The organism is Streptomyces sp. NPDC057438 (assembly GCF_042802995.1).
Lineage (GTDB): Bacteria > Actinomycetota > Actinomycetes > Streptomycetales > Streptomycetaceae > Streptomyces.
On the sequence record NZ_JBHVDD010000035.1, the window covers coordinates 53,028 to 78,387 of the forward strand.

Consider the following 25,360-nt stretch of genomic DNA (forward strand, 5'->3'; position numbering starts at 1 on the left):
CCCGAGCCGAGGCGGTCTGCCGGCCGTGCCCGGCACGGGCGGCGACGGGACGGTGACGGCACGGCCCGGGCCGCCTAGGCCGCGCGTACGTTCTGCTCGCCCATGCTCCGCTCCGCCACCGTGTGGGCGCAGGGCCGGTGGGCCCGTGCGCGCAGGCGCAGGACGCGGGGCAGGGCGAGGTGGACGAAGCCCTCGGCCTGCATCGCGGCCAGGCCGATGCGGGGCAGGTCGCGGGAGGCGGCGTAGACGACGAAGCGCGGCTCCCAGCGGGGGCGGAACTTGGCGTTGAACTTGTACAGGGACTCGATCTGGAACCAGCGGGACAGGAAGACCAGCAGTCCGCGCCAGGCGCGCAGTACCGGTCCCGCGCCGATCTTCTCGCCGCGCGCCAGGGCCGAGCGGAACATCGCGAAGTTCAGGGACACCCGCTCGACGCCCAGGCGGGGGGCCGCCTGGAGCGCCGCGACGATGAGGAGCTCGTTCATGCCGGGGTCCGCCGAGCGGTCGCGGCGCATCAGGTCCAGGGAGGCGCCGTCGGGGCCCCAGGGCACGAAGTGGAGCACGGCCTTCAGGTCGCCGTACGCCCCCGGGGTCTCGTCGGCCCGGTGGGCGGTGGCGATGAGGCAGTCCCCGTCGGCCGGGTCGCCGACGCGGCCGAGCGCCATGGAGAAGCCCCGCTCGGTGTCGGTGCCGCGCCAGTCCTCCGCGGCGCGCCGGATCCGCTCCAGCTCGGCCTCGCCGAGGTCACGGACGCGCCGGACCCGGGTCTCGTAACCGAGCCGCTCGATGCGCTTCACCATTTGACGCACGTTGCGCATCGCGCGTCCGGCGAGGGAGAAATCCGCGACGTCCACCACCGCCTCGTCGCCCAGTTCGAGGGCGTCGAGGCCGGTCTCGCGGGTCCACACCTCGGCGCCCGTCTCCGAGCAGCCCATGACGGCCGGGGTCCAGGAGTGGGCCTTGGCCTCGTCCATGAACCGTTCGATCGCGCCGGGCCAGGCCTCGACGTCACCGATCGGGTCGCCGCTGGCGAGCATCACCCCGGAGACGACGCGGTACGTCACCGCCGCCTTGCCGCTGGGGGAGAAGACGACCGCCTTGTCGCGGCGGAGCGCGAAGTGGCCGAGGGAGTCGCGGCCGCCGTGCCGGTCGAGCAGGCCGCGCAGCCGTGCCTCGTCCTCGTCGGTGAGGCGGGCCGCCGGGTGTTCGGGGCGGAAGGCCAGGTAGATGGTGGTGATGGCGGTCAGCAGGCCGAGGGCGCCGAGCGAGAAGGCCACCGTCCAGGACGTGTTGCCGAGGTAGCCGACCGGGCCCTCGAAGCCGAACAGACCGTAGATGACGTGTTCCAGCCGGTCGGCGAGGCTCGGGTCGCCGACCATGCGCCCGGGGTGGGCGCTGACGACGAGCAGGCCGAGGACGATCGAACCGGCGCCCATCAGTACGAAGTTGGCGAGCGCCCGCCAGCGGCTGGTCGGGTCGGGCAGGGCGCGGAACTCCTCGCGGTGGCGCAGGAGCGGGACGAGCAGTGCCACCGAGACGAGGACGCCGACGAGCGAGTGACGGTAGGTGAACTGGGCGATCGCCCCGGCCGGCAGCAGGATCACGGCCGCGCGCCAGGCCCGCCTCTTGCGCCGGCGCAGGCCGTGGGCGAGCAGGAGCAGCAGGACGCCCACGCTCAGGGAGAGGGCCGCCGCGAACGGGCCGAGGGCGCCCGGGAGCACCTCCGCCAGCGCGTGCATCCGGCTGTTGCGGAAGCGCGGGAACACGCCCGCGGCGATGTCCACCAGCCCGACGAGCGTGCAGGCCCTGGCGACCAGGGCGGGCACGGCCTCGGGGCGCGGCCCGCGCAGCGCGCCGCGCACGGCGCCGTATCCGCGCCCGACGGCGCTCACCGGGAGGCGGCCCGAACGCACCGGAACCTCGCCCGACTTTTCCCCATCTGTCCTGACAGACATCGCATCCCATTGTTCCGCGAGTGAGCTTGGATCCGGTGCCTTTCCGGCATCCGGCGACATTGCGCCCTCTAGGACGGTGCCTTGGCGAGGGAGGTTCACTCCCCAACGGAAAGCTCAGCCCAAGGACAGGGAAAGACAAGGAAAGAAAGGTCGGCAGGGACAACCCGATGGGTCTAACGAGCAACAACGTGCTGGTCCTGGCGGTTCTGTCCGCCGTGCTGCTGTTCGTCGGCACGGTGTGGCTGTGGCCGAGACTCGCCCGCCGCGGCTGGCGGGCGGTCGGCGGCCGGATCGTCGCGCTGCTGGCCACGCAGATCGCCCTCTTCGCCTGCGTCGGTCTCGTCGCGAACCAGGCCTTCGGGTTCTACGCCAGCTGGGCCGACCTCCTCGGCCGGGAGGCCGGCCAGGGCGTGGTCGTCGACCACGACGGCGTCGCCACCGGCGGCGGGCCGTTGCAGGTCGTCGGCACCCGGCCGGTGGACGTGACCGGAGGCGACCGCCCCCAGGTCGGCGGCCAGATCCAGAAGGTCGAGATCGTCGGCCGTACGACCCGGATCGCCACCCCCGCCTACGTGTATCTGCCGCCGGAGTACTTCCAGGCCCGGTACCGCACCCGGACCTTCCCCGCCGTCGTCGTCCTCACCGGCTACCCCGGCACCGCCGAGGCGCTCGTCAAGGGCCTCCACTACCCGCAAACGGCCCATGGGCTGGCCCGCGAGGGCGTGGCCCAGCCGATGATCCTGGTCATGCTGCGGCCGACCGTGGCGCCGCCGCGCGACACCGAGTGCGTGGACGTCCCCGGGGGGCCGCCGGCCGAGTCGTTCTTCGCCCAGGACCTGCCGGACGCCGTGGGCCACCACTACCGCGTCGGCAAAAAGCCCGGCAGCTGGGGGATCGTCGGCGACTCGACCGGGGGTTACTGTGCGCTGAAACTGGCCATGCACCACCCCCGGGTGTACGCCGCCGGGGCGGGCCTCTCGCCGTACTACAGGGCGCCGATCGACCCGACGACCGGCGATCTCTTCCACGGCGACAAGACGCTGCGGAACGAGGCGGATCTCTTCTGGTATCTCCGCCACAGGCCGGCGCCGGACACCTCTCTGCTGGTCACCAGCAGCAAACAGGGAGAGACCGACTACAGGTCCACGTCGGAGTTCATCGACTTGGCGCGGAAGAAGCAGCCGACACGGATCTCGTCGATCATCCTCGACAGCGGCGGACACAACTTCAACACGTGGCGGCGGGAGATCCCGGCGACTCTGCAGTGGATCAGCGGGCGGCTGAGCGACCGGTGAGGGGCGTGCGGGCGACGGCGTGGAGCAGTCGGCGGGACCGCCGCCAATTCGGCGGAATTCACCGGCCCGAGGGGAGCGACAGATGTGGCCAAGGAGTATCCGCATTCCATGGGGTTGATCCACCAGAGGAGTTGCCGGTGGGCGCATTGGTGCACCGGCGGTGAGGGAGCTTGTGAGGGCTTGTGAGAGGTGAGAGGGGCGGCTGAGTTTTTACGGCCCGGGCCACCATCATTCGCCTACGCGCGGTAAGTTTCTGGCCATGCCACGTGGACGTCACCGCCATTCACCTCCTCTGCACAGGCTGCTGCCCCCCACGGCTATCGCCGGCGTCTCGCTCGTCTGCGCCCTCGGGCCCTGGGTGTTCTCCGAACCGTCCGTGCTCCGGGTCACCGCAGCCGTCGCGGCGGCGACCGCGGCCGTGGGCGCGGCGGTCATGCGCCGCTGGGACGTCGAGGCGGGCAAACGCGTCGCCGACCTCACGCGCGCGCGGGCGAGTGACGAGTGGCGTCACGAGGAGCGGGTCGCCGAACTGGAGACCGACCTCGACGAATCGCGCGAACTGCGGACCAAGCTGGAGCACAAGCTCCGCGCCAAGCGCACCGAACTCGCGGGCCTGCGCAACGAACACGCCGCGCTGCTGCGCCGCTACGCCACCGCCGAGACCGAGCGGGCCAGCGCCCTGGAGGGCCGCCGCCTGCTGGAGATCGAGGCGACCGGTCCGGAGGAGGCTCGGGAGCTGCCGGCGGCGGGTGCGGGCGAGGACGCGGGCGGGAGCGACACGGCGCACCCCGCGGCCAAGGCAACGCCGGTGCCGCCGCAGGGCGTTCCGGCGGCGGGGGCGCCGTGGGCCTCCTGGGAGACGGCCTCCAAGGCCGCCGCGAAGGCGGCTGAAGCGGTGGAGGCGGCCAAGGCCGCGAAGCCGGGGGCGTCGGTCAACGCACCGGAGGACGGGGCTGTGGCTGCCCCGGCCGGGGCCGGTGCGGGCGATTCGGCCGACGAGGACGTGGCCGACGGTGACGCGGCCGGTGGTGACGCGGCCGGTGGGGCCGAGAGGGCCGATGAGGACGCGCCGGTCGTCGCCGGGACGGACGAGACGGACTCCGGCGACGGGGAGGGCCCTCTGGAAGGCGCCGGGGAGGAGTCGGCGAGCACCACGGCGTTCTCGCCGTCCGGGTCCGCGCTCTTCCTGCGCGCCAACTCGGCACTGGACCGGATCATCACCCAGCGGGGCTCGGTCGAGAACACGGCAGAGGGTTCCGAGACCGCCGGTGCGGGCGCGTCCGTGCCCGAGCGCGACGAGGAGGCCGCGGTCGAGCCCGTGCCCGACGCCGGGTCCGGAACCCCGACCGGGACGCTGAGCACGTACGAGACCGAGGCGGAGGCCACGACCGAGGCGGAGGCGGAGGCCACGACCGTCACGGCATCCGAGTCCGCCACCGAGCCCGAGCCCGGAGTCGTCGACCCAGGCGACGAGGTCGATACGCCCGCCGGCGCGGAGACCGAAGGCGTCCGTACCGAAGAGGAGAACGCCGCCGAGCCCGAGCAGGAGGCCTCCCCCGCGCCCGCCGCCGACACGGAGGTGCGCCCCGACGCGGTCCCCGCCGCCGAGGCGGCCCCCGTCGGTGAACGGCCCGTCGAGCAGGCCGGGGCGACCGTCCCGGGCGAGTCCGTCCCGGGCGGGACCGGCGAGGCGTCCGCCAAGGGGCGCGAGTCGAAGGGCGGGTCACCCAAGGGGCCCTCGCCCGAGGGTGACCCGGACGGGCCGACCGACGGGGGGACCCGGCAGGGACGTTCCGCCGAGCCGGCGCAGGAGCCCGCCGCGGTGCTCACCGCCGAGGAGGACGACGCCACGGGGAAGTCCGTGGCGGTCCGCGGACACGAACGCGCGGCCGCCGACCCCGTCCCCGCGGTCTCCGCTCCGGCACCCTCGACGGGTGTGGGCGAGCTGACGCGGGTGGAGCCCTCGGGGCGGGCGCTGCCCGCGCTTCCGCCGACCGGTCACTTCACGGTGCCCACCGCCGTGGCCGTCGTGCCGGCCACGCCGCAGCGGCGGGCGGCCGTCGAGGGCCGCTTCGACTTCTTCGGCACGCAGAAGGGCGCGGACGCCCTGGAGGCCGTGCAGAACGAGGACCTCGCCGACGTGGTCGGCCAGGAGGCCCTCGCGCTCCACAAGGCCGAGTCCGAGGCCCGGTTCAAGCAGGCCGACGAGGCGTCCCGCGGTGTCGGCCAGGTCATCGACCTCACGGCCCACGACGAGACGGAGCAGATCGACCTGCAGGGCCTGCGCACCGCGGCCTCCTAGCGACGACTCGCGAGACAGGTCCCGTGGGGCGCCCGGCATCAGCCGCCGGGCGCCCCACGTGTTTCCGCCCTCCGTCCCGGCCTCACACCATCCACCGGTCCGGCAGCGCCTCCCGCCGCCCCGTGCGGGACCGTTCCGCCTGGTCCCGCAGCAGCTCCGCCGCCTCGCCCGCGTCCCGCAGCCGCGCGGTCACGGTCTTGGAGGCGCCGGTGTCGACATGGACGTCGGCGAGCCTCCGGTACCGCTGCCAGGGCCCCTGCGCCAGCCGCACGCTCTGCACCTTCGCGTGCGGTACGAGGTCGAGCCGGCGCCGCAGCAGCCCGTGCCGCGCCGCGAACACCGCGTCGCTGACGGCGAGTCCGTACCCCCGCCACCAGAACGGCACGCACCACCGCGCCCGGCCGGGCGGCCGGACGAGCGCCCCCGCGTCCGGCACGCTCACCCCGGGCAGCACGTGCGCGATCACGGCCTCGGCCACCTCGCGCGGCGCGACCGGCACGAGCACGGAGTTCGAGGAGCCGGCCACGTCCAGCTCGACCCGGACCCAGCCACGGCGCCGCCACAGCAGCGGCTCGACGACACGGACGGTCTGCACACGGCCGGGCGGAACCGTCTCGTGGGCCCGGTCGAGCAGCCCGTGGTCGATGCGGAGGCCGTCGGGGGAGTCGCCGACCGTCCAGTCGTACTCCCCGACGAACCTCCCCACGCTGCTCGCCCCGGCCGCGCCGAGCAGCGGCAGCGCGGTCGCGAGGACGGTCCACACGCTCTCCGTGGCGAACCACAGCACGGACGGCACGACGACCGCGGCCAGCAGGGACCCCCAGGTGGCGCCGGTCAGGACGAGGGACATGGCCAGCACGCCCGCAGGAACCCTGAGCAGCTGCCGCGCGGGAGCCTCACCGACCTCGCGCGCGGTCTCCGGCGCGAAACCGGCGGCGCGGGCGAGGAGTTCGGCCCGCAGCGCGCCGGCGTGCGCCTCGCCGAGGTAGGCCAACTCGTCCTTCTTGTCGGTGCCGACGACGTCGAGCTTGAGCTTGGCGACCCCCGCGATCCGGGCCAGCAGCGGACGGGTGACGTCGATGGCCTGAATGCGTTCGAGGCGGATGTGGGCCGTGCGACGGAACAACAGGCCGGTACGGATGCGCAGTTCGCTGTCGGTCACCGCGAAGTGGGTGAACCACCAGGTCAGAAAGCCGTACAGGGCGGCGGCCGGGATGAACACGGCGAGCCCGATCAGCAGGGTCGTGGTGTCGAGCCGCATCAGGTTCCGCTGGGCCCCGTCCGGATCGTGCACGGCCCACCCGATCAGCACCGCCACGGGCGCCCAGGCCCGCCGCAGGGGCGTCACCGGATGCAGCCGGTGCTCGACGACCGGCACCCCGCCCCCGTCACCGCCGCCCGTCATCTCCGTGACCTCCCCGGCCTCCCCGCCGCCCCCGGCACCTGCCCGAGCCGGCTCGTCCCCGGCCCCCGCCACCACGCTCCGGTGGTCGGCGGCCGCCGACCCGCCCTCCGTCCCGTCGGCCCGTGGCGTGTCGTGCGCGTCCCTCGCCACCGTCACAGCCCTGCCGATCGGGCCTCGCCCAGCTGGGTGAGGTGGTCGCGGAGGCGTTCGGCCTCGGCCGGGTCGAGGCCCGGGATACGGGCGTCGGAGGCCGCCGCGGCCGTGTGGAGCTGGACGCTCGCCAGGCCGAAGTGCCGTTCCACGGGCCCGGAGGTCACCTCGACCAGCTGCATGCGCCCGTACGGCACCACGGTCTCCTCGCGCCAGAGCACACCCCGGCTGATCAGCAGGTCGTCCACGCGTTCGGCGTACCGCCAGGACCGCCAGTTGCGGCCGATCATCGGCCAGCCCCACAGCAGTGCGCCCAGCGGCAGCAGCGCGAACGCCGCCCAGGCCGGGCCCACCAGCCGGCCGAGCAGTACGGCCGTGGCGATCGTGAGCGGTACCAGCCACACCACCAGCAGCAGCCGTCTCATCCGCAGCAGCCCGCGCGGCAGTCCCGTCCAGACCGGTTCGCCGTCCGCGCGCCCGGCGCCGTCCTCCAAGGTCCCCGTCTCCATTCCGCCAGCGTACGTACGACAGACTGTGTCCATGACTCCCCCGACGGAGACCCGAGAGACGACGGTCGGCATCGGCGGTGCCGCCGAGAGCACGGACATGGTGCTCAACATCGGCCCGCAGCATCCGTCCACCCATGGTGTGCTGCGGCTGCGGCTCGTCCTCGACGGCGAGCGGATCCAGCACGCCGAGCCGGTCATCGGCTATATGCACCGGGGCGCGGAGAAGCTGTTCGAGGCGCGCGACTACCGCCAGATCATCATGCTCGCCAACCGCCACGACTGGCTCTCCGCCTTCTCCAACGAGCTCGGCGTTGTCCTCGGTGTCGAACGCATGCTCGGCATGGAGGTGCCCGAGCGCGCGGTCTGGACGCGTACGCTCCTCGCCGAGCTGAACCGGGTCCTGAACCACCTGATGTTCCTCGGTTCCTACCCGCTGGAACTCGGCGGCATCACCCCGGTCTTCTACGCGTTCCGGGAGCGCGAGGAGCTCCAGAACGTCATGGAGGAGATCTCCGGCGGGCGCATGCACTACATGTTCAACCGCGTCGGGGGCCTCAAGGAGGACCTCCCGGCGGGCTGGACGGCACGCGCGCGTACGGCGGTCGCGGACGTCCGCTCCCGGATGGGCGTCTTCGACGACCTGGTCCTCGGCAACGAGATCTTCCGGGGCCGCACCCGTGACGTGGGGGTCCTCTCCCCGGAGGCCGTGCACGCGTACGGCGTCAGCGGCCCGATCGCCCGTGCCTCCGGCGTCGACCTCGACCTGCGGCGCGACGAGCCGTACCTGGCGTACGGCGAACTCCAGGACGTGCTGAAGGTCGTCACGCGCGAGGAGGGCGACTGCCTCGCCCGCTTCGAGTGCCTCCTGGAGCAGACCCACAACGCCCTCGCCCTCGCCGACGCCTGCCTCGACCGGATCGCCGACCTGCCGCCCGGCCCGATCAACCAGCGTCTGCCGAAGGTCCTCAAGGCGCCCGAGGGCCACACCTACGCCTGGACCGAGAACCCCCTCGGCATCAACGGCTACTACCTCGTCAGCAAGGGCGAGAAGACCCCGTACCGCCTCAAGCTCCGCTCCGCCTCGTACAACAACATCCAGGCCCTCACCGAACTGCTGCCGGGCACCCTGGTGGCCGACATGGTGGCGATCCTGGGCTCGCTGTTCTTCGTGGTCGGGGACATCGACAAGTAGCGGCCCCGGGGATCGAGGGGCTCAAGGGACTCAAGGGGCTGAACCGGCCCTACGGGATGTCGCGGGGGAGCGGGTCCGGGATCCCGGCCGGCTGCACCAGCCAGCCGAAGTCGCCCAGCCCGCCCGGCGCGGTCAGTTCGGCGGCCTCGCCCGCGCCCGCGAGGGCCCGTACGTACGCGGCCGGGTCGGTGGTCGCGAGGGAGAGCGGCGGCCGGCCGCCGGTGACCCCCAGGGCACGCAGGGCCGCCCGCTGGGTGAGCAGGCGGGCCCCCGGCAGCGCGCACGCGTCCAGCGCCACGTGCGCGGTCAGATCGCACGACCCGTCCGGGACCGGCGCGGTCTCCCGCCCCTCCCGGAACCCGGTGAGCGTCCCGAAGGGCGGCCTGGCGCCCGTCAGGTGCCCGTAGTCGACGGCGACGGCGAGCCCCCGCGCGACGCCCGCCACGGCGGCGGCCCACGCCCGGTCCCTCGGCAGCCCGATCTCGGCCCGCAGCCCCTCCTCGGGCCCCGGCGGCCACCACCGGTCCAGCCACCGGGCCGCCTCCCCGGCCACGGGCTCCCCGAGCCGCTCGCTCCCGTCCTGCCGTACGAGCACCAGCCGGGCCGTACCGGCCGCGTCCACCTCGACGACGTCCACGGGCACGTTGTCCAGCCACTCGTTGGCGAACAGCAGCCCGGTGACCCCCGTGGGCGGTTCGGCGCGCCACTCGATGCGGTGATCGAGTCCGTCCGGCCTCCCGGCCAGTTCGACGGCGTACGCGCGCGTGCGGGACGACACCTCCGCGGGCAGGGCGGTCAGTACCCCGCCCACCAGCTCCCCCCGCCCGGCGCCCATGTCCACGAACCCCAGCTCGCCGGGGTGCCCCAGCGCCTCGTCCACCCGGCACAGCAGCCGCGCCACGGCGGCGGCGTAGAGCGGGGAGGCGTGCACGGAGGTCCGGAAGTGCCCGGCGGGCCCCTCCGGCCGCCGGTAGAAGCCGCCGGGGCCGTACAAGGCATCCTCGGCCGCGTCGCGCCAACGACGCCAGGACCCCGGCCCCTGCGGGGCACGGGACGGTGACGGGTGCGGCGACGCGTGCGGTGCCGGGTGCGGTCGCGCGGGACGATCCCTCATCACGTCAGGCTAAGCGGAACGGGTAACACGGCCTCCACCTTGGGGAGTACGTGCCCCGGTCATGGATCGGCCCTCCGGTTGACCCCGGCACACCGACCCCTTCCCTACGCTGGGTCACGTGCAGCGCCTCTATGACTTCCTCCGCCGGCACCCGACATGGGTCGACAGCTTCTGGGCCGTCGTCCTGCTCGGGATGAGCCTGGTGAGCGGACCGATCGACTCGGTCTACGCGAACGACATCAACGAGCCCGCGTTCGTGGTGATCTCGCTCGCGCTCTGCCTGTCGATCGCCCTGCGGCGCCGCATGCCCGAGAAGATGCTGGTGCTGGCCGCCGCGGCGGGCATCGCCCAGCTGATCGTCGGAGTACCGAGGATCCCGGCCGACTTCGCGATGCTCGTGGTCATCTACACCGTTGCTGCGGACGGCGCCCGCTGGGCCTCCTGGTTCGCCCTGGGCGGCGGCCTCTGCGCGGCCTCGCTGGCGCAGCTGCGCTGGACCGAGCAGCAGACCAGCACACTGGGCAACGCGGTGCTCGCCGTGGTCCTGACCGTGCCGTTCGCGCTGGCCTGGGTGCTCGGCGACTCCCTGCGCACCCGCCGTGCGTACTTCGCGCAGCTGGAGGAGCGCGCCGCCCGGCTGGAGAAGGAACGCGAAGCCCAGGCCAAGGTCGCGGTCGCCGCCGAGCGCGCCCGGATCGCCCGGGAACTGCACGACGTCGTCGCGCACAACGTCTCCGTCATGGTCGTCCAGGCCGACGGCGCCGCGTACGTCCTCGACGCCGCCCCCGACCAGGCGAAGAAGGCCCTGGAGACCATCTCCTCCACCGGCCGCCAGGCCCTCGCCGAGATGCGCCGCCTGCTCGGCGTGCTGCGCACCGGTGAGCACAAGGAGGTCGGCGAGTACGTCCCGCAGCCCGACGTGGAGCAGATCGACGACCTCGTCGAGCAGTGCCGGGTGGCCGGTCTGCCCGTGGACTTCAAGATCGAGGGCACCCCGCGTCCGCTGCCCAGCGGGGTGGAGCTGACGGCGTACCGCATCGTCCAGGAGGCCCTGACCAACACCCGCAAGCACGGCGGCCCGAACACCGGCGCGAGCGTCCGGCTGGTCTACTTCGACGACGGGCTCGGGCTGCTGGTCGAGGACGACGGCAAGGGCGCGCCCCACGAGCTGTACGAGGAGGGCGGAGCCGACGGGCAGGGGCACGGCCTCATCGGGATGCGGGAGCGCGTCGGTATGGTCGGCGGCACGCTGGACGCGGGGCCCCGGCCCGGCGGCGGCTTCCGGATCAGCGCCCTGCTGCCTCTGAAGCCCGCACACTGACACGGCCGTGCCGGCCGCCGACACGTGTGACCCGCTCCTTCAGACCCTTCAGACCTTCAGACCCCTTGCAGAGACACGGAAGAGGACCCGATGGCGATCCGCGTGATGCTCGTCGACGACCAGGTGCTGCTGCGCACCGGTTTCCGGATGGTGCTGGCGGCCCAGCCGGACATGGAGGTCGTGGCGGAGGCGGGTGACGGCGTCGAGGCCCTTCAGGCGGTCCGGACGACCGAGGTGGACGTGGTCCTGATGGACGTCCGGATGCCGAAGCTGGACGGTGTGGAGGCCACCCGCCGCATCTGCGCCGAACAGGACCCGCCGAAGGTGCTCATCCTGACCACGTTCGACCTCGACGAGTACGCCTTCTCCGGGCTGAAGGCGGGCGCCTCCGGCTTCATGCTCAAGGACGTGCCGCCCGGCGAGCTGCTGGCCGCGATCCGCGCCGTGCACAGCGGTGACGCGGTCGTGGCGCCCTCCACCACCCGGCGCCTGCTCGACCGCTTCGCCCCGATGCTGCCGAGCACCGGCTCGGAACCCCGGCACAAGGAACTGGAACGGCTCACCGAGCGCGAGCGCGAGGTCATGATCCTCGTGGCCCAGGGCCTGTCCAACGGCGAGATCGCCGCCCGCCTCGTCCTCTCCGAGGCCACGGTCAAGACCCACGTCGGCCGCATCCTCACCAAGCTGGGCCTGCGCGACCGCGTCCAGGTGGTCGTCCTGGCCTACGAGACGGGACTGGTCCGGGCGGGCGGACAGGGCTGACCGGCGCCCGGGGTCTGTCCGACAGGCACTACTCGCCGGCGACCTTCCCCACCAGCGTCACGAAGTCCGCGACGGCCCCCTGCACGTCCGCCGCCGTCCACTCCAGGGCGGCGGCCCGCACCTCGATCTCCGTGACCGCAAGCCCGGGGCCGCCCCGGTCCCAGGGGCGGGCGAAGAGCAGCGCGTCCGTCTGCTCGCCCTGGCGCACCGATGCCTCCGCGACGACGTCGACCTCGTACGGCAGCCATACCTGGAACTCGTGGGTGTGGGGCTCCTCGGGGTGCACCCGGGCCCAGGGCACCCCCGCCGCCGCGAACCCCTCGCGCAGCGCGGCGGCGACCACGCGCGCGTGGCGGACGTACTCCGGCAGCCGGGGCAGCTCCCGCTCCAGGCCGACGAGGGCCGACAGGGCGGTGGGGAACTGCTGGAAGACCTGGCCGCCGTACCGGTGCCGCCAGGCCTTCGCCTCGTCGACCAGGGTCCTGGGGCCGGCGATCGCGGCACCGCCGTAGGCGCCCAGCGACTTGTAGTACGACACGTAGACGCTGTCGGCGAGGGCCGCGATCTCGTCCACCGGGCGACCGAAATGCGTCGTGGACTCCCACAGGCGGGCCCCGTCGAAGTGGACCACCGCCTCCCGCTCGCGTGCCGCCTCGGTGACCTCCTCCAGCTCCTCCCAGGAGGGGAGCAGGAAACCGGCCTCCCTGAGCGGCAGTTCGAGCATCAGCGCCCCGAAGGGCTCGTCGAGACCGCGGACCTCCTCGGCGGTCGGCTGCCGTGGCTCGCTCGTCAGCCGTAGCGGACGCAACCCGCTGACCTGGCTGAAGGCATGACGCTCGTACATCTCGGGGTGGGCGAGGGCGTGCAGGGCGACGGCCGGGTTCCCGGTGCGGGCCGCCCAGCAGCGCAGCGCCACCTGCTGGGCCATCGTGCCGGTCGGGAAGAACGCGGCGGCCTCCGTGCCGAGCAGCGCGGCGGTCCGTTCCTCCAGGGTCTCGACGACCCCGTTGCCGTACATGTCGGTGGTCCGGTCCAGGTCGTACACGTCGCCGGCCGTGTCCAGCAGCGCCAGGCGCTCCCGGACCGTGGCCAGGGCGCTCGTCCGGGCCAGCACCCGCCCGGCCGCCCGGTGCGCGACCTGCCGCCGCTCGTACCGTTTCCTCGCCGCTTCACTCATCCTGGGATCATCCCCCCGGCCTCTCCCGCCCGGCACCCGGATTTCGCGCCGAACCGCCCCCGCACCCGAGGCACGCACACGACCTGCGGAAACGCGCCGCGACCGTCCACAGCCTGTGGACGACCGAACACCCCTCGAACCAATCGCGTTAACATGACGAGAAATCGTCCGGTACCCAGAGCGGACTGGAACGGGAAGGCCACCACCGAGTGAGTACATTCCAGCAGCCAGAGCCGAAGGACCGCCCCGCGCGGCTCGCCGTCGGGGTCGTGGGCGCCGGCCGCGTCGGCCCCGCGCTGGCGGCGTCGCTCCAGCTGGCGGGCCACCGTCCGGTGGCCGTCTCCGGCGTCTCCGACGCCTCCCGCAGGCGCGCCGCCGACCTGCTGCCCGACGTGCCGCTGATGCCCCCCGCCGATGTACTGCGCCACGCCGACCTGGTGCTGCTGACCGTCCCCGACGACGCCCTGCCGGGCCTGGTCGAGGGCCTCGCGGAGACCGGCTCGGTACGGCCGGGGCAGCTGCTCGTGCACACCTCCGGCCGGTACGGCGCGAAGGTGCTGGATCCCGCGCTGCGGGCCGGGGCGCTGCCGCTGGCGCTGCACCCCGCGATGACGTTCACGGGCACCGCGGTGGACGTGCAGCGGCTCGCCGGGTGCTCCTTCGGGGTCACGGCCCCGGACGAGCTGCGGATGGCCGCCGAGGCGCTGGTGATCGAGATGGGCGGCGAGCCCGAGTGGATCGCCGAGGAGAGCCGCCCGCTCTACCACGCGGCCCTCGCCCTGGGCGCCAACCACCTGGTGACGCTGGTCGCCCAGTCCATGGAGCTGCTGAGCACGGCCGGTGTCTCCGCCCCCGACCGCATGCTCGGCCCACTGCTCGGCGCCGCCCTGGACAACGCGCTCAGGTCCGGCGACGCGGCGCTCACCGGCCCCGTCGCGCGCGGCGACGCGGGCACGGTCGCCGCGCACGTCGCCGAGCTGCGCGCGCACGCCCCGGCGACCGTCGCCGGATATCTGGCGATGGCCCGCGCGACCGCCGACCGGGCCCTCGCCCACGGCCTGCTCAAGCCGGAACTGGCCGAGGACCTCCTCGGCGTGCTCGCCGGCGGGACGGACCGGACCACCGGGTCGGGCGGCACCGACGGGACCGAGGGGGACACCCGATGACCACCACCGTGCTGCGCACCGCCGGCGAACTGCACGCACGCGCGCGTGCGGGCCGCCGGGCCGTCGTGATGACCATGGGCGCGCTCCACGAGGGCCACGCCACCCTGATCCGCACCGCGCGCGAGATCGCGGGCGGCACGGGCGAGGTCGTCGTGACGGTCTTCGTGAACCCCCTCCAGTTCGGCGCGGGCGAGGACCTCGACCGCTATCCGCGCACCCTGGACGCCGACGTCGCGCTCGCCGGGGCGTCGGGCGCCGACGTGGTGTTCGCCCCGGCCGTGGACGAGGTCTATCCGGGCGGCGAGCCCCAGGTCCGCGTCACCGCGGGGCCCATGGGGGAGCGCCTGGAGGGCGCCGCCCGCCCCGGCCACTTCGACGGCATGCTCACCGTCGTCGCCAAGCTGCTGCACCTCACCCGCCCCGACGTGGCGCTCTACGGCCAGAAGGACGCCCAGCAGCTCGCCCTGATCCGCCGCATGGTCCGCGACCTGAACTTCGGCACGGACATCGTGGGCGTGCCGACCGTCCGCGAGGAAGACGGCCTGGCCCTGTCCAGCCGCAACCGGTACCTCTCCGCCGAGGAGCGCCGCACCGCCCTGGCGCTCTCCCAGGCGCTGTTCGCCGGCCGCGACCGGCACGCCGCGCAGGAGGCCCTGCGCGCGCGGGCCCGCGAGGTGCCCGCCACGCGCGCGCGTGCCGAGGCCCTGAGCGCGATCGGCGAGTCCCGCGCGGCCGCCGACGCGCACGCCATGGCCAAGTCGGCCCCCGGCGGCCCGGCCGCCGTCCGCGCCGCCGCCCGCCTGGTTCTCGACGAGGCCCTGCGCATGAAGCCGCCGCTCGCCCTGGACTACCTGGCCCTGGTCGACCCGTCCGACTTCACCGACATCCCCGACGACTTCACCGGTGAGGCCGTCCTCGCCGTCGCGGCCCGGGTGGGGACGACCCGGCTGATCGACAACATCCCCCTGACCTTCGGAGCCGCTTCGTGACCAGCACCGGCATACGACTGCACGCGCCCGCACCGGGCTGGTCCATCGACGCCGACGTCGTGGTCGTCGGCTCGGGCGTGGCCGGCCTCACCGCCGCGCTGCGCTGCGAGGCCGCCGGTCTCAGCACGGTCGTCGTCACCAAGGCCCGCCTCGACGACGGTTCCACCCGCTGGGCCCAGGGCGGCATCGCCGCCGCCCTCGGCGAGGGCGACACCCCCGAGCAGCACCAGGACGACACCCTGGTGGCCGGCGCGGGCCTGTGCGACGAGGAGGCGGTACGGCTCCTGGTCACCGAGGGCCCCGACGCCGTACGCCGCCTGATCGCGACCGGCGCCCACTTCGACGAGTCGGAGGAGGGCGGCCTGGAGCTGACCCGCGAGGGCGGCCACCACCGCCGCCGCATCGCCCACGCGGGCGGCGACGCGACCGGCGCCGAGATCTCCCGGGCACTCGTCGAGGCCGTCCGAGCGCGGGGAATGCGCACGGTCGAGAACGCGCTCGTCCTGGACCTCCTGCTGGACGCCGACGGCCGCACCGCCGGTGTCACCCTGCACGTCATGGGCGAGGGCCAGCACGACGGCGTGGGAGCCGTCCACGCCCCCGCCGTCGTCCTCGCGACGGGCGGCATGGGCCAGGTCTTCTCGGCGACCACCAACCCGTCGGTGTCGACGGGCGACGGCGTGGCCCTCGCCCTGCGTGCCGGCGCGGAGGTCTCCGACCTCGAATTCGTCCAGTTCCACCCGACCGTGCTGTTCCTCGGCGCGGACGCCGAGGGCCAGCAGCCCCTCGTCTCCGAGGCGGTCCGCGGCGAGGGCGCCCACCTGGTCGACGCCGACGGGGTCCGCTTCATGCTGGGACAGCACGAGCTGGCCGAACTGGCACCCCGCGACATCGTCGCGAAGGGCATCATGCGCCGCATGCAGGAGCAGGGCGCCGAGCACATGTACCTGGACGCCCGGCACTTCGGCGCGCACATGTGGGAACACCGCTTTCCGACGATCCTCGCCGCCTGCCGCGCCCACGGTCTGGACCCCGTCACCGAGCCCATCCCGGTCGCCCCGGCCGCCCACTACGCCTCCGGCGGTGTGCGCACCGATTCCCACGGCCGGACCACCGTCCCCGGCCTCTACGCCTGCGGCGAGGTCGCCTGCACCGGCGTCCACGGCGCCAACCGGCTCGCCTCGAACTCCCTCCTGGAGGGTCTGGTCTACGCCGAGCGCATCGTCGCCGACATCGCCGCCGCCCAGGCCGGGAACGGCCTCCACGCGCGCGTGCCCCAGCCCGTCCCGTACGCAGCGAAGCCCGCGCACCCGCTGCTCGAACCGGAGATACGGTTCGCGATCCAGCGGACCATGACCGAGGGCGCAGGCGTCCTGCGCTCCGAGACCTCCCTCGCGACCGCCGCGGCGGCCCTGGACCGGCTGCACGCCGAGGCCCGCGACACCCTCGCGGAGAACGGCAAGACGGCCGAGCCCGGTGTCGACACCTGGGAGACCACCAACCTCCTGTGCGTGGCCCGCGTCCTGGTCGCCGCCGCCCGGCTGCGCGAGGAGACCCGCGGCTGCCACTGGCGCGAGGACCGCGCCGAGCGCGACGACACCGCCTGGCGCCGCCACATCGTCGTCCGGCTGAATCCGGACCGGACGCTCGCCGTACACACCACGGATACCGCAGACTTCCCCCCGACCCGGCCGCATCACCAGGAGCAGTGACAGACGTGAGCACCCCCGAACTTCCCCTCGCCTCCGGCGGCGGCTGCGGCGACGGCTGCGCCTGTGGCGCCGACGACGGGCTGACCGAGGCGTATCTGGAGTGCGGGCTCGACCCCGCGCTCGCCCAGCTCCTGACCGACGCCGGACTCGACCCCGTCGAGGTCGAGGACATCGCCAACGTCGCCATCCAGGAGGACCTCGCCCACGGCGTGGACGTCACCACGGTCGCGACCATCCCCGAGGACGCCCGCGCCACCGCCGACTTCACCGCCCGTGAGGGCGGCGTCGTCGCGGGCCTCCGGATCGCCGAGGCGGTCCTCTCGGTGGCCTGCACCGACGAGTTCGAGGTCGAGCGGCACGTCGACGACGGCGACCGTGTCGAGGCCGGCCAGAAGCTCCTCAGCGTCACCGGCGCCACCCGCGACCTGCTCACCGCCGAGCGCAGCGCCCTGAACCTGCTGTGCCGCCTGTCCGGCATCGCGACCGCCACGCGCGCGTGGGCGGACACCCTGGAGGGCACCAAGGCCAAGGTGCGCGACACCCGCAAGACGACGCCGGGGCTGCGCTCCCTGGAGAAGTTCGCGGTCCGCTGCGGCGGCGGGGTCAACCACCGCATGTCCCTCTCGGACGCGGCCCTCGTCAAGGACAACCACGTGGTCGCCGCCGGCGGTGTCGCCCCGGCGTTCGAGTCCGTGCGCGCGATGTTCCCCGAGGTGCCCATCGAGGTCGAGGTCGACACCCTCCACCAGCTCCGCGAGGTCGTCGACGCGGGCGCCGACCTGATCCTCCTCGACAACTTCACGCCGGTCGAGTGCGAGGAGGCCGTGGCGCTCGTCGACGGCCGCGCCCTGCTGGAGGCCTCGGGCCGGCTGACGCTCACCAACGCCAAGGCGTACGCGGACACGGGCGTCGACTTCCTGGCCGTCGGGGCCCTGACGCACTCGTCCCCGATCCTGGACATCGGCCTCGACCTGCGCGCGGCCGAGTAGGGCGGGGACGGCCATGCTGCTGACGATCGACGTGGGCAACACCCACACCGTCCTCGGTCTGTTCGACGGTGAGGACATCGTCGAACACTGGCGCATCTCCACGGACGCGCGCCGCACCGCCGACGAACTGGCGGTCCTCCTCCAGGGCCTCATGGGCATGCACCCGCTGCTCGGCGACGAGCTCGGCGACGGCATCGACGGCATCGCGATCTGCGCGACCGTCCCCTCCGTGCTGCACGAGCTGCGCGAGGTGACCCGCCGCTACTACGGCGACGTCCCCGCGGTCCTCGTCGAGCCGGGGGTGAAGACGGGCGTCCCGATCCTGACGGACAACCCCAAGGAGGTCGGCGCCGACCGCATCATCAACGCCGTCGCCGCCGTCGAGCTGTACGGCGGGCCGGCCGTCGTCGTGGACTTCGGTACGGCGACGACGTTCGACGCGGTCAGCGCGCGGGGCGAGTACGTCGGCGGTGTCATCGCGCCCGGCATCGAGATCTCCGTCGAGGCGCTCGGCGTCAAGGGCGCCCAGCTCCGCAAGATCGAGGTCGCCCGGCCGCGGAGTGTGATCGGCAAGAACACGGTCGAGGCGATGCAGTCCGGGATCGTCTACGGGTTCGCCGGGCAGGTCGACGGGGTGGTGAGCCGGATGGTCCGTGAGCTGGCCGACGACCCCGAGGACGTGACGGTCATCGCCACGGGCGGGCTCGCGCCGATGGTGCTGGGTGAGTCGTCCGTCATCGACGAGCACGAGCCGTGGCTGACGCTGATCGGGTTGCGGCTGGTGTACGAACGGAACGTGTCGCGGCTCTGAGGGGCGCGGGTGGGGGTGCGGGGTGGGGCCGCCCACGCACCGAAACCCCCCGACCCCTCGCCGCGCCCCCCGTCCCCCCAGGCGGGTGGTCCCCGGCGCCACACGCCCCCTTCGACCCTCTTTTGTCTGATTAGCGCGTATCGTCGCGGCATGCCCACGCCCCACGGAACCCGCGGCGGCATGGCGTTCGGCGCCGAGGAGCTTCGCGTGCTCCGCCGTGCCCTCGCCCTCGCCCTCAACCCCAGCCCCGCCTCGGCGCAGGAGGTGCAGGACTGCCTCCGGCTCGCCGAGTCCGTCGACGAGGCGACCCGCGAGGACGCCCGCCTGAGGGCCTTCCTGCTGGCCGACCTCGCCCGCTACCGCGCCGCACTCCCCGGCACGCTCACGGGCTATGCGGCCCTCCTCGCACAGGCCCTGGACGCCGGGTACCGTCCCGGCCCGGACGATCTCGCCGCCCTGCGCGCGCTACGCGGCAACAGCGTCGCCGCGGACCTCCTGGAGCGCTGCCGCCCGCTCGCCGAACAGGACGTGCGCGCCCGCTTCGCGGGGCGCGCGGCCACCTCCGCGGTGGTCGTCCCCGCCTCCCGCTCCGGCTCCGGCCGCTCCCGGCTCAGGCTCACCGCCCTCCCCGGCGGCCTGCTGGAACCCGTCGCGCATACCGCCGCCGCGGACCCCGCCGCGCCCAGGCCCACCCGGCCGTCGCGCCCGGACCGTCCCGCCGAGAAGCCGGGCCCCGTCCCGCGCCCGGACGCCCCGAGCCCGGCCCGCCGCCCCGTCCCCACCCCCGGCGAGGTCTTCCCGCCCAAGCGCAAACCGGCCGCCCCGCCCGCGAACCCGCCCCACCAGCTGGCCGCCGTCTAGCCCTGGCTACCCTGGACCCATGGACTACGTCTCCGCGCTGCTGCCCCCGTTCGTGATGGCCGTGCTGTTCATCGCCGTCATCAGGGTGATCGTGAAGACCCAGGGCGGCTCCAACAAGGCCAAGGAGGACGCGGTGGTCGACGCGGCCCTCGCCCGCGCGGAGAGCGTTCGCCAGGCCGGCGACACCGGCCCGAAGGGCACCGGCGCCTGACGCGACGCCCCCATCGGCGTACGACTCGTATGTTTTTCGAGTCGTACGCCCTTTTTGTTCCGCTTCCCGGGGTCTCTCCGGATATCGTGCGGAACTGTGCCTCGCCCCTTGGGAGAACTCGAAGACGCGGTCATGACGCGGGTGTGGAAGTGGAACCGCCCGGTGACCGTTCGGGAAGTCCTGGAAGACCTCCAGAAGGAACGGTCCATCGCGTACACCACGGTGATGACCGTTCTGGACAATCTCCATCAGAAGGGCTGGGTGCGCCGGGAGGCGGAAGGCCGGGCCTATCGATATGAGGCGGTCTCCACTCGCGCCGCCTACGCGGCCGCACTGATGAACGAAGCCTGGTCGCAGAGCGACAACCCCGCGGCCGCCCTCGTCGCCTTCTTCGGGATGATGAGCGAGGAACAGCGTCAGGCGCTCACCGACGCCGTACGCATCGCGCAGGGCCCCGGCGCCGTCAAACCCGAACCGGCCCCCGCCGCCGCCCCGGACGTCGAAACCCCTGTGGAAACCCCGGGCGAATCCGCCGAATCGTCCGGTGAAACACAGGGGACCCCCGGCGAATCCCCGGATCTCCCCGGGCGATAGCGTCCGCTCATGCCAGCATCGAGTCCCGAAGTCACCCCAAAAGCCATCACCGTCCGGCGGGCTCGGACCAGCGATGTCCCGCACGTGCGCCGTCTCCTCGACGCGTACGTCCAGCACAGCATCCTGCTCGACAAAGCGACGGTCACCCTTTACGAGGACCTCCAGGAGTTCTGGGTCGCGGAACGGGACGACAACGCCGAGGTCGTCGGCTGCGGCGCGCTGCACGTGATGTGGGAAGACCTCGCGGAAGTCCGCACTCTCGCGGTGAACCCGGCCGCCAAGGGTCTCGGCGTCGGCCACCAGTTGCTGGAGAAGTTGCTCCACACCGCTCGCTGGCTGGGTGTTCGCCGGGTTTTCTGTCTGACCTTCGAAGTCGAGTTCTTCGCGAAGCACGGCTTCGTGGAGATCGGCGAGACTCCGGTCGACACCGATGTCTACGCCGAGCTGCTGCGTTCCTATGACGAGGGCGTCGCGGAGTTCCTCGGTCTCGAACGGGTGAAACCGAACACCTTGGGCAACAGCCGGATGCTTCTGCATCTGTGATCGTCGGCCGATCCGCAAGGAAGGCCGACGTTCATCGGGGAACCCGACCTCTATTCAACCGGAGGGCGCCTTGCCCAGGTGCCCTATGTCCGAAACGCGCATGTTTCCGGTCTTCCCCGGGCTCCCCGCCCTCTCCGTCGTCTCTCCCCGGTCTCTCCCAGGGGTTTGTGTTTTTCCTGGAAAAGCGGTTTGCTTTCCGACGTACTGCAGTACTGCATATAACAGGGGACACGAAACAGCGGCGCACGCCGCCGGCCCTCGGCCCTGAAGTTATCGATGAAAGGAAATCCGGTGGCACAGAAGGTTCAGGTCCTTCTTGTCGACGACCTCGACGGCGGCGAGGCGGACGAGACCGTGACGTTCGCGCTGGACGGCAAGACGTACGAGATCGACCTCACGACCGCCAACGCGGACAAGCTTCGCGGCCTTCTCGACCCCTACGTCAAGGGTGGCCGTCGTACCGGAGGCCGTGCAGCGGGGGGACGCGGCAAGGCCCGTGCCGCCGCCGGCGGCAGCCAGGACACCGCGGCCATCCGCGCCTGGGCGAAGGAGAACGGCTACGAGGTCAACGACCGCGGCCGCGTCCCCGCCTCCATCCGCGAGGCCTACGAGAAGGCCAACGGCTGAGATTCCGACGGCCCGGTGCTCGCGCGCCGCAGCCGGACGCGGTGGCAGTGCGTCGCCACCGTGTCCACCACCCGCACGAGGTCAGGGGCGACCCCACCGCCCCCCAACGCCGACAAGCTCGGCAGCGAGGGTTCCACCTCGCACCCCGGCTCGGGGGGCCGCAGCCACACGGCGGCCCCCTGTGAACCGGCCTCTTCGCGCCCGCCCACCGGCCTCACGGCCCCGCCCGGTGGCGCCGGCGCCACCAGGTGACCGCCCGTTCCGACGGCAGTGAGGTCCAGGTCGAGGCCGCCCCAGTCCAGCCACTCCAGCAGACCGGGCAGTTCCTCCGCGCAGCCCGCCGCGACCAGCAGCAGCATCCGTCCGCCGCGCAGCGCCACCGGTGAGCCCGGACCGGGCATCGGGCCCAGATGCCTGAGAGCCGCGGCCCCCGCTTCCTCCGGTACGTCGAGCACATCGAAGCGCAGGCCCGTAATGAGGTGTACGGGCGTCCCGGGCACGGTCGCCCAGCCGAGAGCGTTCTCGTACCACCGCCGCACCGCGTCGCACGTGGGATCACCCGGAACATCGCGCGCGACGGCACCCGGGACGCCGCTCGGGTCGAGCGGTCGGCGGGGAAGGGGGACGATGGCCATGTCAGGAGCAACCGTGCGAAGAACCCCGGAGTTACGCTGGGTGTCGGCTCGGATGCGAGGAGTTCCGGGAAAGGGGGCGTTCAGCGGTGGGAGACGACGCAAGGATGTTCGCCCTTAGCGGAGGGAACCGGTGCATCCGGCATGGAGTGTCAGTCCCTACGGGTAAGACATCCCTAGTGGGAGGGGGCGACACGCAGAAAGGGCCGTCTCACGTTCGCCATCGGCGTACTGATGGTGAGGGTAACTGCCTGGCCTGCGGGAACATCGTCTCGCACCATCGGGTTGGAGCAGATGTCGGCGTTCGGGACCCAGGAGGCAGCAACTTCTGTCTCCGCGAGAGCGGAGGTGAACCGGACGGTGTCGGCAGTTGGAATGAGCGGTCCCCGCTTGCGGGACTAAGCTGCGGAAGGACAGAGAGGGGAGCGTCCCCTCACTGCCTGACCGCTCTGAGGAGCGATTAACGATGTTCGAGAGGTTCACCGACCGCGCGCGGCGGGTTGTCGTCCTGGCTCAGGAAGAAGCCCGGATGCTCAACCACAACTACATCGGCACCGAGCACATCCTCCTGGGCCTGATCCACGAGGGTGAGGGTGTCGCCGCTAAGGCCCTGGAGAGCCTCGGGATTTCGCTCGAGGCGGTCCGCCAGCAGGTGGAGGAGATCATCGGGCAGGGGCAGCAGGCTCCGTCCGGCCACATCCCCTTCACCCCCCGTGCCAAGAAGGTCCTGGAGCTCTCGCTCCGCGAGGCCCTTCAGCTGGGCCACAACTACATCGGCACGGAGCACATCCTGCTCGGCCTGATCCGCGAGGGCGAGGGCGTCGCCGCCCAGGTCCTGGTCAAGCTGGGCGCAGATCTCAACCGGGTGCGGCAGCAGGTCATCCAGCTGCTCTCCGGTTACCAGGGCAAGGAGACCGCCACCGCCGGCGGCCCCGCCGAGGGCACCCCCTCGACGTCCCTGGTCCTCGACCAGTTCGGCCGGAACCTCACCCAGGCCGCTCGTGAGTCCAAGCTCGACCCGGTCATCGGGCGCGAGAAGGAGATCGAGCGGGTCATGCAGGTGCTGTCCCGCCGTACCAAGAACAACCCGGTGCTGATCGGTGAGCCCGGCGTCGGCAAGACCGCCGTCGTGGAGGGCCTCGCCCAGGCCATCGTCAAGGGCGAGGTGCCCGAGACCCTCAAGGACAAGCACCTCTACACCCTCGACCTCGGCGCGCTGGTCGCCGGCTCCCGCTACCGCGGTGACTTCGAGGAGCGCCTGAAGAAGGTCCTCAAGGAGATCCGCACCCGCGGCGACATCATCCTGTTCATCGACGAGCTGCACACGCTGGTCGGTGCGGGTGCCGCCGAGGGCGCCATCGACGCCGCCTCCATCCTGAAGCCGATGCTGGCCCGCGGTGAGCTGCAGACCATCGGCGCCACCACGCTGGACGAGTACCGCAAGCACCTGGAGAAGGACGCGGCCCTGGAGCGCCGCTTCCAGCCCATCCAGGTCGCCGAGCCCTCGCTCCCGCACACCATCGAGATCCTCAAGGGCCTCCGTGACCGGTACGAGGCGCACCACCGCGTCTCCATCACGGACGAGGCCCTGGTGCAGGCGGCGACGCTCGCCGACCGGTACATCTCGGACCGCTTCCTGCCGGACAAGGCGATCGACCTGATCGACGAGGCCGGCTCCCGGATGCGCATCCGCCGGATGACCGCGCCGCCGGACCTCCGCGAGTTCGACGAGAAGATCGCCGGTGTCCGCCGGGACAAGGAGTCCGCGATCGACTCGCAGGACTTCGAGAAGGCCGCCTCCCTCCGCGACAAGGAGAAGCAGCTCCTGGCCGCCAAGGCCAAGCGGGAGAAGGAATGGAAGGCCGGCGACATGGACGTCGTCGCCGAGGTCGACGGCGAGCTGATCGCCGAGGTCCTGGCGACCGCCACCGGCATCCCGGTCTTCAAGCTGACCGAGGAGGAGTCCTCGCGTCTGCTGCGCATGGAGGACGAGCTCCACAAGCGGGTCATCGGCCAGGTCGACGCCGTCAAGGCGCTGTCGAAGGCGATCCGTCGTACGCGTGCGGGCCTCAAGGACCCGAAGCGTCCCGGTGGTTCGTTCATCTTCGCCGGTCCGTCCGGTGTCGGTAAGACCGAGCTGTCCAAGGCGCTCGCCGAGTTCCTCTTCGGTGACGAGGACGCGCTGATCTCCCTCGACATGTCGGAGTTCAGCGAGAAGCACACGGTCTCCCGTCTCTTCGGTTCGCCCCCCGGCTACGTGGGCTACGAAGAGGGCGGCCAGCTGACCGAGAAGGTCCGTCGCAAGCCGTTCTCCGTCGTCCTCTTCGACGAGGTCGAGAAGGCCCACCCGGACATCTTCAACTCGCTGCTGCAGATCCTGGAGGACGGTCGTCTGACCGACTCCCAGGGCCGGGTCGTGGACTTCAAGAACACGGTCATCATCATGACGACCAACCTCGGCACCCGGGACATCTCCAAGGGCTTCAACCTGGGCTTCGCGGCCTCGGGCGACAAGAAGACCAACTACGAGCGCATGAAGAACAAGGTCTCGGACGAGCTGAAGCAGCACTTCCGGCCCGAGTTCCTCAACCGCGTCGACGACGTCGTCGTCTTCCCGCAGCTGACGCAGGAGGACATCCTCAAGATCGTCGACCTGATGATCGGCAAGGTCGACGAGCGCCTCAAGGACCGGGACATGGGCATCGAGCTCTCCCAGGCCGCCAAGGAGCTGCTGTCCAAGAAGGGGTACGACCCCGTCCTGGGCGCCCGGCCGCTGCGCCGGACCATCCAGCGCGAGGTCGAGGACACCCTCTCCGAGAAGATCCTCTTCGGTGAGCTGCGCCCCGGCCACATCGTGGTCGTGGACACCGAGGGCGAGGGCGACGCGGCCACCTTCACCTTCCGGGGTGAGGAGAAGTCGGCGCTGCCGGACGTCCCGCCGATCGAGCAGGCGGCCGGCGGTGCGGGCCCGAACCTGAGCAAGGACGCGTAACCGCTGCGCTCGGCCTGAGCGAACCAAGGGGCTGCCCCGGGACTTCGGTCC

At 72.6% G+C, this 25,360-nt stretch carries 22 protein-coding genes; 16 read left to right on the forward strand and 6 right to left on the reverse strand.

The window, feature by feature from the left end; translation table 11 throughout:
• Positions 1 to 74: 74 nt before the first annotated feature.
• Positions 75 to 1,955, reverse strand: a complete 1,881-nt coding sequence (locus tag ACFU5F_RS20690; RefSeq protein WP_383889148.1) for a phosphatidylglycerol lysyltransferase domain-containing protein — start codon at positions 1,953 to 1,955, stop codon at positions 75 to 77.
• Between the two features lie 167 nt (positions 1,956 to 2,122).
• Between ACFU5F_RS20690 and ACFU5F_RS20695 the strand changes: the two genes are divergently transcribed.
• Complete coding sequence (locus tag ACFU5F_RS20695) at positions 2,123 to 3,250, forward strand: alpha/beta hydrolase (protein ID WP_383889151.1); 1,128 nt, start codon at positions 2,123 to 2,125, stop codon at positions 3,248 to 3,250.
• Between the two features lie 259 nt (positions 3,251 to 3,509).
• A complete protein-coding gene (locus ACFU5F_RS20700) occupies positions 3,510 to 5,552 on the forward strand; it encodes a hypothetical protein (RefSeq protein WP_383889153.1) in 2,043 nt (680 codons plus the stop codon).
• Positions 5,553 to 5,634: 82 nt separating this feature from the next.
• Here the strand turns inward: ACFU5F_RS20700 and ACFU5F_RS20705 are convergent, their stop codons facing one another.
• Together ACFU5F_RS20705 and ACFU5F_RS20710 are read right to left on the reverse strand one after the other, a co-directional pair.
• Positions 5,635 to 6,957, reverse strand: a complete 1,323-nt coding sequence (locus tag ACFU5F_RS20705) for a PH domain-containing protein (RefSeq protein WP_383889203.1) — start codon at positions 6,955 to 6,957, stop codon at positions 5,635 to 5,637.
• A gap of 152 nt (positions 6,958 to 7,109) precedes the next feature.
• Positions 7,110 to 7,616, reverse strand: coding sequence for a PH domain-containing protein (locus tag ACFU5F_RS20710; RefSeq protein ID WP_383889156.1), 507 nt, complete (start codon positions 7,614 to 7,616; stop codon positions 7,110 to 7,112).
• Between the two features lie 31 nt (positions 7,617 to 7,647).
• Here ACFU5F_RS20710 and ACFU5F_RS20715 point away from each other — a divergent pair, with 31 nt between their 5' ends.
• Complete coding sequence (locus ACFU5F_RS20715) at positions 7,648 to 8,808, forward strand: NADH-quinone oxidoreductase subunit D (RefSeq protein ID WP_059083973.1); 1,161 nt, start codon at positions 7,648 to 7,650, stop codon at positions 8,806 to 8,808.
• Between the two features lie 49 nt (positions 8,809 to 8,857).
• Here ACFU5F_RS20715 and ACFU5F_RS20720 read toward each other — a convergent pair whose 3' ends face one another.
• Positions 8,858 to 9,922 (reverse strand): SAM-dependent methyltransferase, encoded by a 1,065-nt coding sequence (locus ACFU5F_RS20720; RefSeq protein ID WP_383889159.1) that lies wholly within the window; start codon positions 9,920 to 9,922, stop codon positions 8,858 to 8,860.
• Positions 9,923 to 10,040: 118 nt separating this feature from the next.
• Here ACFU5F_RS20720 and ACFU5F_RS20725 point away from each other — a divergent pair, with 118 nt between their 5' ends.
• Both ACFU5F_RS20725 and ACFU5F_RS20730 read left to right on the forward strand, forming a co-directional pair.
• Positions 10,041 to 11,243, forward strand: a complete 1,203-nt coding sequence (locus ACFU5F_RS20725; protein ID WP_383889162.1) for a sensor histidine kinase — start codon at positions 10,041 to 10,043, stop codon at positions 11,241 to 11,243.
• A gap of 90 nt (positions 11,244 to 11,333) precedes the next feature.
• Positions 11,334 to 12,005 carry a response regulator gene (locus tag ACFU5F_RS20730; protein ID WP_383889165.1) on the forward strand — a complete coding sequence of 224 codons (672 nt, stop codon included), beginning with the start codon at positions 11,334 to 11,336 and terminating at the stop codon, positions 12,003 to 12,005.
• A gap of 28 nt (positions 12,006 to 12,033) precedes the next feature.
• On the opposite strand, the gene ACFU5F_RS20735 is transcribed toward ACFU5F_RS20730, so the two are convergent.
• Complete coding sequence (locus tag ACFU5F_RS20735; RefSeq protein ID WP_383889168.1) at positions 12,034 to 13,182, reverse strand: threonine aldolase family protein; 1,149 nt, start codon at positions 13,180 to 13,182, stop codon at positions 12,034 to 12,036.
• A 209-nt stretch (positions 13,183 to 13,391) separates the two neighbouring features.
• On the opposite strand from ACFU5F_RS20735, the gene ACFU5F_RS20740 reads away from it, so the two are divergent.
• The 10 genes from ACFU5F_RS20740 (at position 13,392) to ACFU5F_RS20785 (ending at position 21,685) form a co-directional block, all read left to right on the forward strand.
• On the forward strand, positions 13,392 to 14,348 hold the full coding sequence (locus ACFU5F_RS20740; RefSeq protein WP_383889172.1) for a Rossmann-like and DUF2520 domain-containing protein: 957 nt from the start codon (positions 13,392 to 13,394) through the stop codon (positions 14,346 to 14,348).
• Positions 14,345 to 15,337 (forward strand): pantoate--beta-alanine ligase, encoded by a 993-nt coding sequence (gene panC, locus ACFU5F_RS20745; protein WP_383889174.1) that lies wholly within the window; start codon positions 14,345 to 14,347, stop codon positions 15,335 to 15,337. Before ACFU5F_RS20740 ends, panC begins: the two co-directional genes overlap by 4 nt.
• Complete coding sequence (locus ACFU5F_RS20750) at positions 15,334 to 17,049, forward strand: L-aspartate oxidase (protein WP_383889177.1); 1,716 nt, start codon at positions 15,334 to 15,336, stop codon at positions 17,047 to 17,049. The genes panC and ACFU5F_RS20750 overlap by 4 nt, the downstream gene beginning before the upstream one ends.
• A 5-nt stretch (positions 17,050 to 17,054) precedes the next feature.
• Positions 17,055 to 18,038, forward strand: a complete 984-nt coding sequence (gene nadC, locus ACFU5F_RS20755; RefSeq protein ID WP_383889179.1) for a carboxylating nicotinate-nucleotide diphosphorylase — start codon at positions 17,055 to 17,057, stop codon at positions 18,036 to 18,038.
• Between the two features lie 13 nt (positions 18,039 to 18,051).
• Positions 18,052 to 18,849, forward strand: coding sequence for a type III pantothenate kinase (locus tag ACFU5F_RS20760; RefSeq protein WP_383889181.1), 798 nt, complete (start codon positions 18,052 to 18,054; stop codon positions 18,847 to 18,849).
• 180 nt (positions 18,850 to 19,029) lie between these two features.
• Complete coding sequence (locus ACFU5F_RS20765) at positions 19,030 to 19,710, forward strand: hypothetical protein (protein WP_383889206.1); 681 nt, start codon at positions 19,030 to 19,032, stop codon at positions 19,708 to 19,710.
• Positions 19,711 to 19,729: 19 nt separating this feature from the next.
• Positions 19,730 to 19,921: a hypothetical protein gene (locus tag ACFU5F_RS20770; protein ID WP_383889184.1), complete on the forward strand. Its 192-nt coding sequence runs from the start codon at positions 19,730 to 19,732 to the stop codon at positions 19,919 to 19,921.
• A gap of 132 nt (positions 19,922 to 20,053) precedes the next feature.
• Complete coding sequence (locus ACFU5F_RS20775; RefSeq protein WP_383889209.1) at positions 20,054 to 20,515, forward strand: BlaI/MecI/CopY family transcriptional regulator; 462 nt, start codon at positions 20,054 to 20,056, stop codon at positions 20,513 to 20,515.
• A 9-nt stretch (positions 20,516 to 20,524) separates the two neighbouring features.
• Positions 20,525 to 21,058 carry an amino-acid N-acetyltransferase gene (locus ACFU5F_RS20780; protein ID WP_383889187.1) on the forward strand — a complete coding sequence of 178 codons (534 nt, stop codon included), beginning with the start codon at positions 20,525 to 20,527 and terminating at the stop codon, positions 21,056 to 21,058.
• A 291-nt stretch (positions 21,059 to 21,349) separates the two neighbouring features.
• Positions 21,350 to 21,685: an Lsr2 family protein gene (locus ACFU5F_RS20785; protein ID WP_013001654.1), complete on the forward strand. Its 336-nt coding sequence runs from the start codon at positions 21,350 to 21,352 to the stop codon at positions 21,683 to 21,685.
• On the opposite strand, the gene ACFU5F_RS20790 is transcribed toward ACFU5F_RS20785, so the two are convergent.
• Positions 21,664 to 22,320: an SCO3374 family protein gene (locus ACFU5F_RS20790; RefSeq protein WP_383889190.1), complete on the reverse strand. Its 657-nt coding sequence runs from the start codon at positions 22,318 to 22,320 to the stop codon at positions 21,664 to 21,666. The two genes, ACFU5F_RS20785 and ACFU5F_RS20790, sit on opposite strands and share 22 nt — an antisense overlap.
• Before the next feature lie 463 nt (positions 22,321 to 22,783).
• On the opposite strand from ACFU5F_RS20790, the gene ACFU5F_RS20795 reads away from it, so the two are divergent.
• Positions 22,784 to 25,309, forward strand: coding sequence for an ATP-dependent Clp protease ATP-binding subunit (locus tag ACFU5F_RS20795; protein ID WP_013001652.1), 2,526 nt, complete (start codon positions 22,784 to 22,786; stop codon positions 25,307 to 25,309).
• Positions 25,310 to 25,360: the final 51 nt, after the last annotated feature.